The 6274-nt window shown below is 71.4% G+C and carries 4 protein-coding genes; all 4 read right to left on the bottom strand.

Annotation, left to right across the window (positions count from 1 at the left end; genetic code table 11):
- Window positions 1-1111: GAF and ANTAR domain-containing protein (locus tag AOK00_RS11935; protein ID WP_159041745.1), on the bottom strand; the 1111-nt coding region annotated here is incomplete at its 3' end.
- 126 nt (window positions 1112-1237) lie between these two features.
- The gene (locus AOK00_RS11930; protein ID WP_055600289.1) at window positions 1238-5257 is read right to left on the bottom strand and encodes a HAMP domain-containing protein; all 4020 of its coding nucleotides are present in this window, start codon (window positions 5255-5257) and stop codon (window positions 1238-1240) included.
- Between the two features lie 341 nt (window positions 5258-5598).
- Complete coding sequence (locus AOK00_RS11925) at window positions 5599-5760, bottom strand: DUF5670 family protein (protein WP_055600288.1); 162 nt, start codon at window positions 5758-5760, stop codon at window positions 5599-5601.
- A gap of 107 nt (window positions 5761-5867) precedes the next feature.
- Window positions 5868-6269 carry a hypothetical protein gene (locus AOK00_RS11920; RefSeq protein ID WP_055600287.1) on the bottom strand — a complete coding sequence of 134 codons (402 nt, stop codon included), beginning with the start codon at window positions 6267-6269 and terminating at the stop codon, window positions 5868-5870.
- Window positions 6270-6274: the final 5 nt, after the last annotated feature.

Genomic DNA, 6274 nt, shown 5'->3' with positions numbered 1-6274 from the left:
CGGCCCCGCGGGGCCGGCCCGCCGGGTCCTGGAAGTGCGCGTTGGCGTGCCGGATACGGAAGTCGGCGAGCCTGCCCGCATCGTCCAGGTGGGGGGTCAGGACGAGGGCGGGGTCGTAGAGCCCGTCGGAGAGCTCCGCCAACTCCGGTGATCCGTCCCCGACAGGGACGAGGGGGCGCGCCGGGGCCGCCTGCTCGGGCAGCGCCTCCAGGGTGTGGGCACAGAGTTCCGCGAGTGCCTCGATCTGGCGTTCCACGGCCTGCGGCTGGGGGTCCAGCGGGCGGGCCCAGCAGATCTCCAGGACGCCGTGGATACGGCCGCCGGTCCCGGCGGGGACGACGACCCGCCCGCCCTCGGGGTGGCGCGCCCGTCCGATCGAGGGGATGCCCGCGGCGGCCAGGGAGGGGTACCAGACGGTGCGACGGCCGGTCAGCGCCTCCCGGGCAGCGGTGGTCACCCCCGGAGGTACGTAGTGCCAGCGGGCCGCCTCGTCGGCGCCGAACCCGGCGTGGCCGCGCAGGCTCAGCGACGCGTCCTGGCCGGTGGTCCAGATCGCCACGGCGACGGCGCCCAGGGGTTCGAGGGCGTGCGCGAGCAGCGAATCGGCGACGGCCTGGGTGTCGCCGGCGTCGAGCGCCGCGCTCTCCGCCGTGCGCAGGCGCACGGCGACCGAGGCGGCGGGCCCGGCGGTGCCGGGCTCGCCGATGGTCGTCCTCACGAACTCGCCCGTGACCTCGGCGACCCGGTCGCGGGCCGCCTGGTTGATGATGTCCGCGGCCAGCTCCAGTTTGGAGAGCCCGGCCCGGTCGGCGAGCTCGGCGAGCTGCCGCGCCGCCTGGGCGGGGCCGCAGCCCAGGCGCTCGACGAGGACTCCCTTGGCGAGTTCGATCAGGGCACGCCCCTCGGCCGCCGCATGCGCGGCGCGCACCTCGCCGCGCAGCCGCTCCACCGTGGTGGCGAGCCGGCCATCGGTGAAGTCGTCCCGCGCCGAGGGGCCTTCACTGTCGGCGGGCGGGGGACCCGGGACGCCGGCGGGCGCCTCGGGTGTCGGAACACCGTCCCCAGGAAGCGCGGCGGGCGGGTCTCCGTCCCGGAAGCGGGGGCCACTCACGTCGGCGACTCCTCGGTCAGGACGGCCTCGCGGCCGCCGCACGGACGGGGACATGGTGCGCCGGAGCGGCGCGGGGTTCGCCTCGGTGTGCCGGACGGCCCGACGGCGACGGCGACGGTCACAGGACTATCCATCGTTCAGCCAGCGGCCGACGCAGGCGATGAGCTCGTCGGCGTCGACGGGCTTGGTCACGTAGTCGCTGGCGCCCGACGCGAGGCTCTTCTCGCGGTCGCCCGGCATGGCCTTGGCGGTGACCGCGATCACGGGCAGTTCCGCGTACTGCGGCAGCTGCCTGATCCGTTCCGTCGCCGTGTAGCCGTCCATCTCCGGCATCATCACGTCCATCAGGACGAGTGACACGGCCGGGTTCGCCAGGAGCGTCTCGATCCCCTTCCGGCCGTTCTCGGCGTGCAGCACCGTGACGCCGTGCAGCTCCAGGATGCCGCTGAGGGCGTAGAGGTTGCGGGCGTCGTCGTCGACCACGAGGACGGTCCGGCCTCGCAGTGTGGTGTCGATGGCCTGGGGCGCCGGGGCCCAGTGGTCCCCGCGGACCAGGGGCACGACGTCACCGGGCTGCTCCGCGGACAGGTGCAGAGCGATCCGCTCGCGCAGTTCGTCGAGGCTGGAGAGGAGCTCCAGCGGACGGCGGCGGGCGAGGTCCTGCAGGGCGCTCTCCTCGTGGGCGGGGAGTCGGCGGTTGTTGTGGGCGAGGACCGGAACCGTACGCAACGCCTCGTCGCCGTCCACGGCGTCAAGGAAGCGCAGCGCGTCGCCGTCCGCCATGTCTACGTCGAGCACGACGCAGTGGAACGGCTGGGTGGCGAGCGCGGTCGCCGCCTCCTGAGGGCCGACGACCGCGATCAGCTCGATGTCCGTCCGCTCGGCGTGCCCCCCGTCGGCGGAGAGTTGCGTGACCGCGTTCTCGGCGACGACGGCGAGGAGACCGCGCGGGCGCTCCTCGATCACGAGGAGGCGCCGTGTCGGCCGGGCCGTCGCCGCGCCGGGCCCGGCGGGCAGAGCGAGAGCGGCGCCCCGGGCCGGTGCCGGGACCGCGGTGGCCTCCACCGGCCGGGCGGCGGGGCCGGACTTCTCCGGGAAGTCGGTGTGGGTGACGGGCAGGTAGAGGGTGAAGGTGCTGCCCTCACCGAGCACGCTGGTGACCGTGAGGGCACCGCCGAGCAGATAGGCGATCTCGCGGCTGATGGAGAGGCCCAGACCGGTGCCCCCGTACTTCCGGTTGGTCGTCCCGTCGGCCTGCTGGAAGGCGCCGAAGATGGCCTCCAGGTTCTCGGTGGCGATGCCGATGCCGGTGTCCGTCACGCGGAAGGCGACGACGGGGCCGCCCCGCTGGACCGACACGGGGAGCTCGTCGTCCGATGCCGGTTCGATGCGGAGCTCGACGCTGCCGTGCTCGGTGAACTTGACGGCGTTCGACAGCAGGTTCCGCAGCACCTGCCGGAGCCGGGAGTCGTCGGTGACCAGGTCGACGGGGACACCGGCGGCCGTGGCGACCGAGAAGGCGAGGCTCTTCTGAGAGGTGAGGGGGCGGAAGGTGGCCTCGACGTAGTCGAAGAGCCTGCGCAGTGGCACGCGCTCCGGGTTGAGGTCCATCTTCCCGGCCTCCACCTTGGACAGGTCGAGGATGTCGTTGATCAACTGCAGCAGGTCGGACCCGGCGGAGTGGATGATGCCGGCGTACTCGACCTGCTTGGCCGTGAGGTTGCGGGTCGGGTTCTGCGCCAGCAACTGAGCCAGGATCAACAGGCTGTTGAGCGGGGTACGCAGTTCGTGGCTCATGTTCGCCAGGAACTCGGACTTGTACGTCGAGGCCAGCGCGAGTTGCTGAGCGCGGTCCTCGAGCTCCTGCCGGGCCTGCTCGATCTGGAGGTTCTTGGCCTCGATGTCGCGATTCTGGGTGACGAGGAGGGCGGCCTTCTCCTCCAGCTCGGCGTTGGAGCGCTGCAGCTCCTCCTGCTGCACCTGGAGTTCCTCGGTGCGCGAGCGCAGTTCGCCTGCCAGCCGCTGGGACTCGTCGAGGAGTTCGTCGGTACGGGCGTTGGCGACGATGGTGCTGAGATTGACCCCCACCGTCTCCATGAGCTGCTCCAGGAAGTCCCTGTGCACGGAGGTGAAGGGGCTGAAGGACATGAGCTCGATGACGCCGAGCACCTGCTCCTCGACGACGACCGGCAGCACCACGAGACTGCCCCGTGCCGTGCTGCCGAGTCCCGAGGAGATGGTGACGTAGTCGGCGGGGACGTTCTCGGCGGCGATGGTGCGACGGCCGCGGGCGGCCTGTCCCACGAGTGACTCACCCAGCCGGAACCGGTCCCGCCACTGGTCTCCGGCGGGTCGCCCGTAGGAGCCGACGAGGCCGAGTTCGACGCCGCCCGCTCCTTCCTCGGCCAGATAGAACGCGCCGTACTGGGCGGCGACGAGCGGGGTCAGCTCGTCCATGACGAGGTCCGCGACGACGGCCAGATCCCGGTGGCCCTGCATCAGTGCGGACATCCGGGCCAGGCTGGACTTCAGCCAGTCCTGTTCCTGATTGGCCCGTGTCGTCTCGCGCAGCGAGCCGACCATCGCGTTGATGTTGTCCTTGAGTTCGGCCACCTCGCCCGAGGCCTCGACGGTGATCGAGCGAGTCAGGTCGCCCTCGGCCACGGCGCTCGCGACCTCGGCGATGGCGCGAACCTGGCGGGTGAGGTTGCCTGCCAGCTCGTTGACGTTCTCGGTCAGCCGCTTCCAGGTCCCGGAGACGCCCTCGACCTCGGCCTGTCCCCCGAGCCGGCCCTCGCTGCCGACCTCACGGGCGACGCGGGTGACCTCGGCGGCGAAGGCCGAGAGCTGGTCGACCATCGTGTTGATGGTGGTCTTGAGTTCGAGGATCTCGCCGCGGGCGTCGACGTCGATCTTCTTGGAGAGGTCGCCGTTGGCGACGGCCGTGGTGACCTGGGCGATGTTCCGGACCTGCCCGGTCAGGTTGTTCGCCATGGAGTTGACGTTGTCGGTGAGGTCCTTCCAGGTGCCGGCCACGTTCGGCACCCGGGCCTGGCCACCGAGCCGGCCCTCGGTGCCCACCTCGCGGGCGACGCGGGTCACCTCGTCGGCGAAGGCCGACAGCGTGTCCACCATGGTGTTGATGGTGTCGGCGAGCGCGGCGACCTCGCCCTTGGCCTCCACGGTGATCCGCCGGGAGAGGTCACCGCGGGCCACGGAGGTGGCGACCTGGGCGATCGAACGAACCTGCCCGGTGAGGTTGGACGCCATCACGTTGACGTTGTCCGTCAGGTCCTTCCACGTGCCGGAGGCACCCCGGACGGTGGCCTGGCCACCGAGGTTGCCCTCGGTGCCCACCTCGCGGGCGACGCGGGTCACCTCGTCGGCGAAGGCCGACAGCTGGTCGACCATCGTGTTGATGGTCGTCTTCAGCTCCAGGATCTCGCCACGGGCGTCGACGTCGACCTTCTTCGACAGATCACCGGTGGCGACCGCGGTGGCGACATGGGCGATCGCCCTCACCTGAGCGGTGAGGTTCCCCGCCATGGAGTTGACCGAGTCGGTCAGATCGCGCCAGGTGCCGGAAGCGCCCTTCACGTCGGCCTGTCCGCCGAGAATGCCCTCCGTGCCCACGTCCCGGGCCATACGCGTGACCTCGTCGGCGAAGGAGGAGAGCTGGTCGACCATCGTGTTGATGGTGTTCTTGAGCTCCAGGATCTCGCCGCGGGCGTCCACGTCGATCTTCTGGGAGAGGTCCCCCTTGGCGACCGCGGTGGCCACCTGGGCGATGTCCCGGACCTGGGTGGTGAGGTTGCCGGCCATCGCGTTCACCGAGTCGGTGAGGTCCGCCCAGGTCCCGGAGACGCCGGGCACCGCGGCCTGCCCGCCCAGTGTCCCCTCCGTGCCGACCTCGCGGGCGACCCGCGTCACCTCGGAGGTGAACAGGGAGAGCTGGTCGACCATGCCGTTGAACACCGTGGAGATCTCGCCCATCAAGCCGTCCGCCTCGTCGGGCAGACGGGTACCGAAGTCACCGTCCCGCACCGCCGTGAGTCCGGCAAGGAGCTGTCGAAGCTCGGGCTCGCCCACCGCGGCCGGCCCAGGCCGCACCCGGGTCGAGGAGCCTTCGGTCGTCGTCTCAGACATGCCCCATCCTCGTTCACCAACAAGCTTCCGCTTACGGGCCGTTCGACCCCGGTCACCAGGCCGGACACCCGCTCCCCCAGGACGACTCCGGCCACGATCGTTGCCGTACGGCAATGATGACGACACTACCCCGCCGTGATCGACAAGAGGAGGGCGGTGACGCGTCATACAGCCGGAACAAGCCGTCAGCCCGGTTCCCCGGGCCCCAGGACGGAGGCCTGAGGGGGCGAATCGGCGCTGACCGCCCGAGCACGCGGACGAGCCCGGCACGCTCCGAACGGAGAGTGCCGGGCTCATTCATGCCGGTGGAATCCAGCCCGCGGGTGGACGGCTGGTGCCGCCTACCAGCGGTACCAGCGGCCCGTGCCGCCCTTGGGCCGGGCCACGAAGCCCAGCAGCCACAGGACGAGGACGATCACCGCGATCCACCAGAGCGCCTTGACCGCGAAGCCGGCGCCGAAGAGCAGCAGGATGAGCAGCAGAACAAGAATGAGGGGGACCATGTGAATCTACCTCCAGGAGGACGGTAGTGAAAGATGCGGATGGACGGGGTACGGGGCGCGGGGTACGGGGCGCGGGCGCCGCCGGAAAGGGCCGGGAGCCTCGCCCCTCAGAAGCGGCGTTCGAAGAGCAGGGCCACCGGTCCGAGGCGGCGTCGCCCTGCCCGTCGCCCCAGCGCGTACGCGAGGGTGAGTGCGGCAGCCGAGCCGGCGACGGCACCCGCCGTCACCGCCCTGTGCGCACGCACGTCGGCCCACAGCGCGTTCCCGGCGCCGCGGACCGCCTCCGCGGCCCTACCGCCCTTCTCGGGGAAGGGGTCGGGAAGGGCACGAAGCTCCCCCATGTCCGCGTGGATCTCCGCCGTGCCGGGGCCGTACGTCTCCATCGTGTCGGGGCTGAGCGCCCCCGCCATGGTGGGGGCGTACCTCTCCTCCATGGCGGGGTAGTCCGGCACGGCGTACGGCCCGGTCCAGGGGAACGGGTTCTGACCACTCTTCTCCGAAGGACTCATGACGG

It is taken from the genome of Streptomyces aureus (assembly GCF_001418135.1).
Taxonomy (GTDB): domain Bacteria; phylum Actinomycetota; class Actinomycetes; order Streptomycetales; family Streptomycetaceae; genus Streptomyces; species Streptomyces aureus_A.
The sequence above is the reverse complement of the archived record's forward strand: the minus strand, read 5'-3'. Positions and strand labels throughout refer to the sequence as shown.

Excerpts from the sequence above, each read along its gene's own strand:
- AOK00_RS11920 (WP_055600287.1), bottom strand. The coding sequence starts at position 6,269 with ATGAGTCCTTCGGAGAAGAGTGGTCAGAACCCGTTCCCCTGGACCGGG.
- AOK00_RS11930 (WP_055600289.1), bottom strand. The coding sequence starts at position 5,257 with ATGTCTGAGACGACGACCGAAGGCTCCTCGACCCGGGTGCGGCCTGGG.
- AOK00_RS11925 (WP_055600288.1), bottom strand. The coding sequence starts at position 5,760 with ATGGTCCCCCTCATTCTTGTTCTGCTGCTCATCCTGCTGCTCTTCGGC.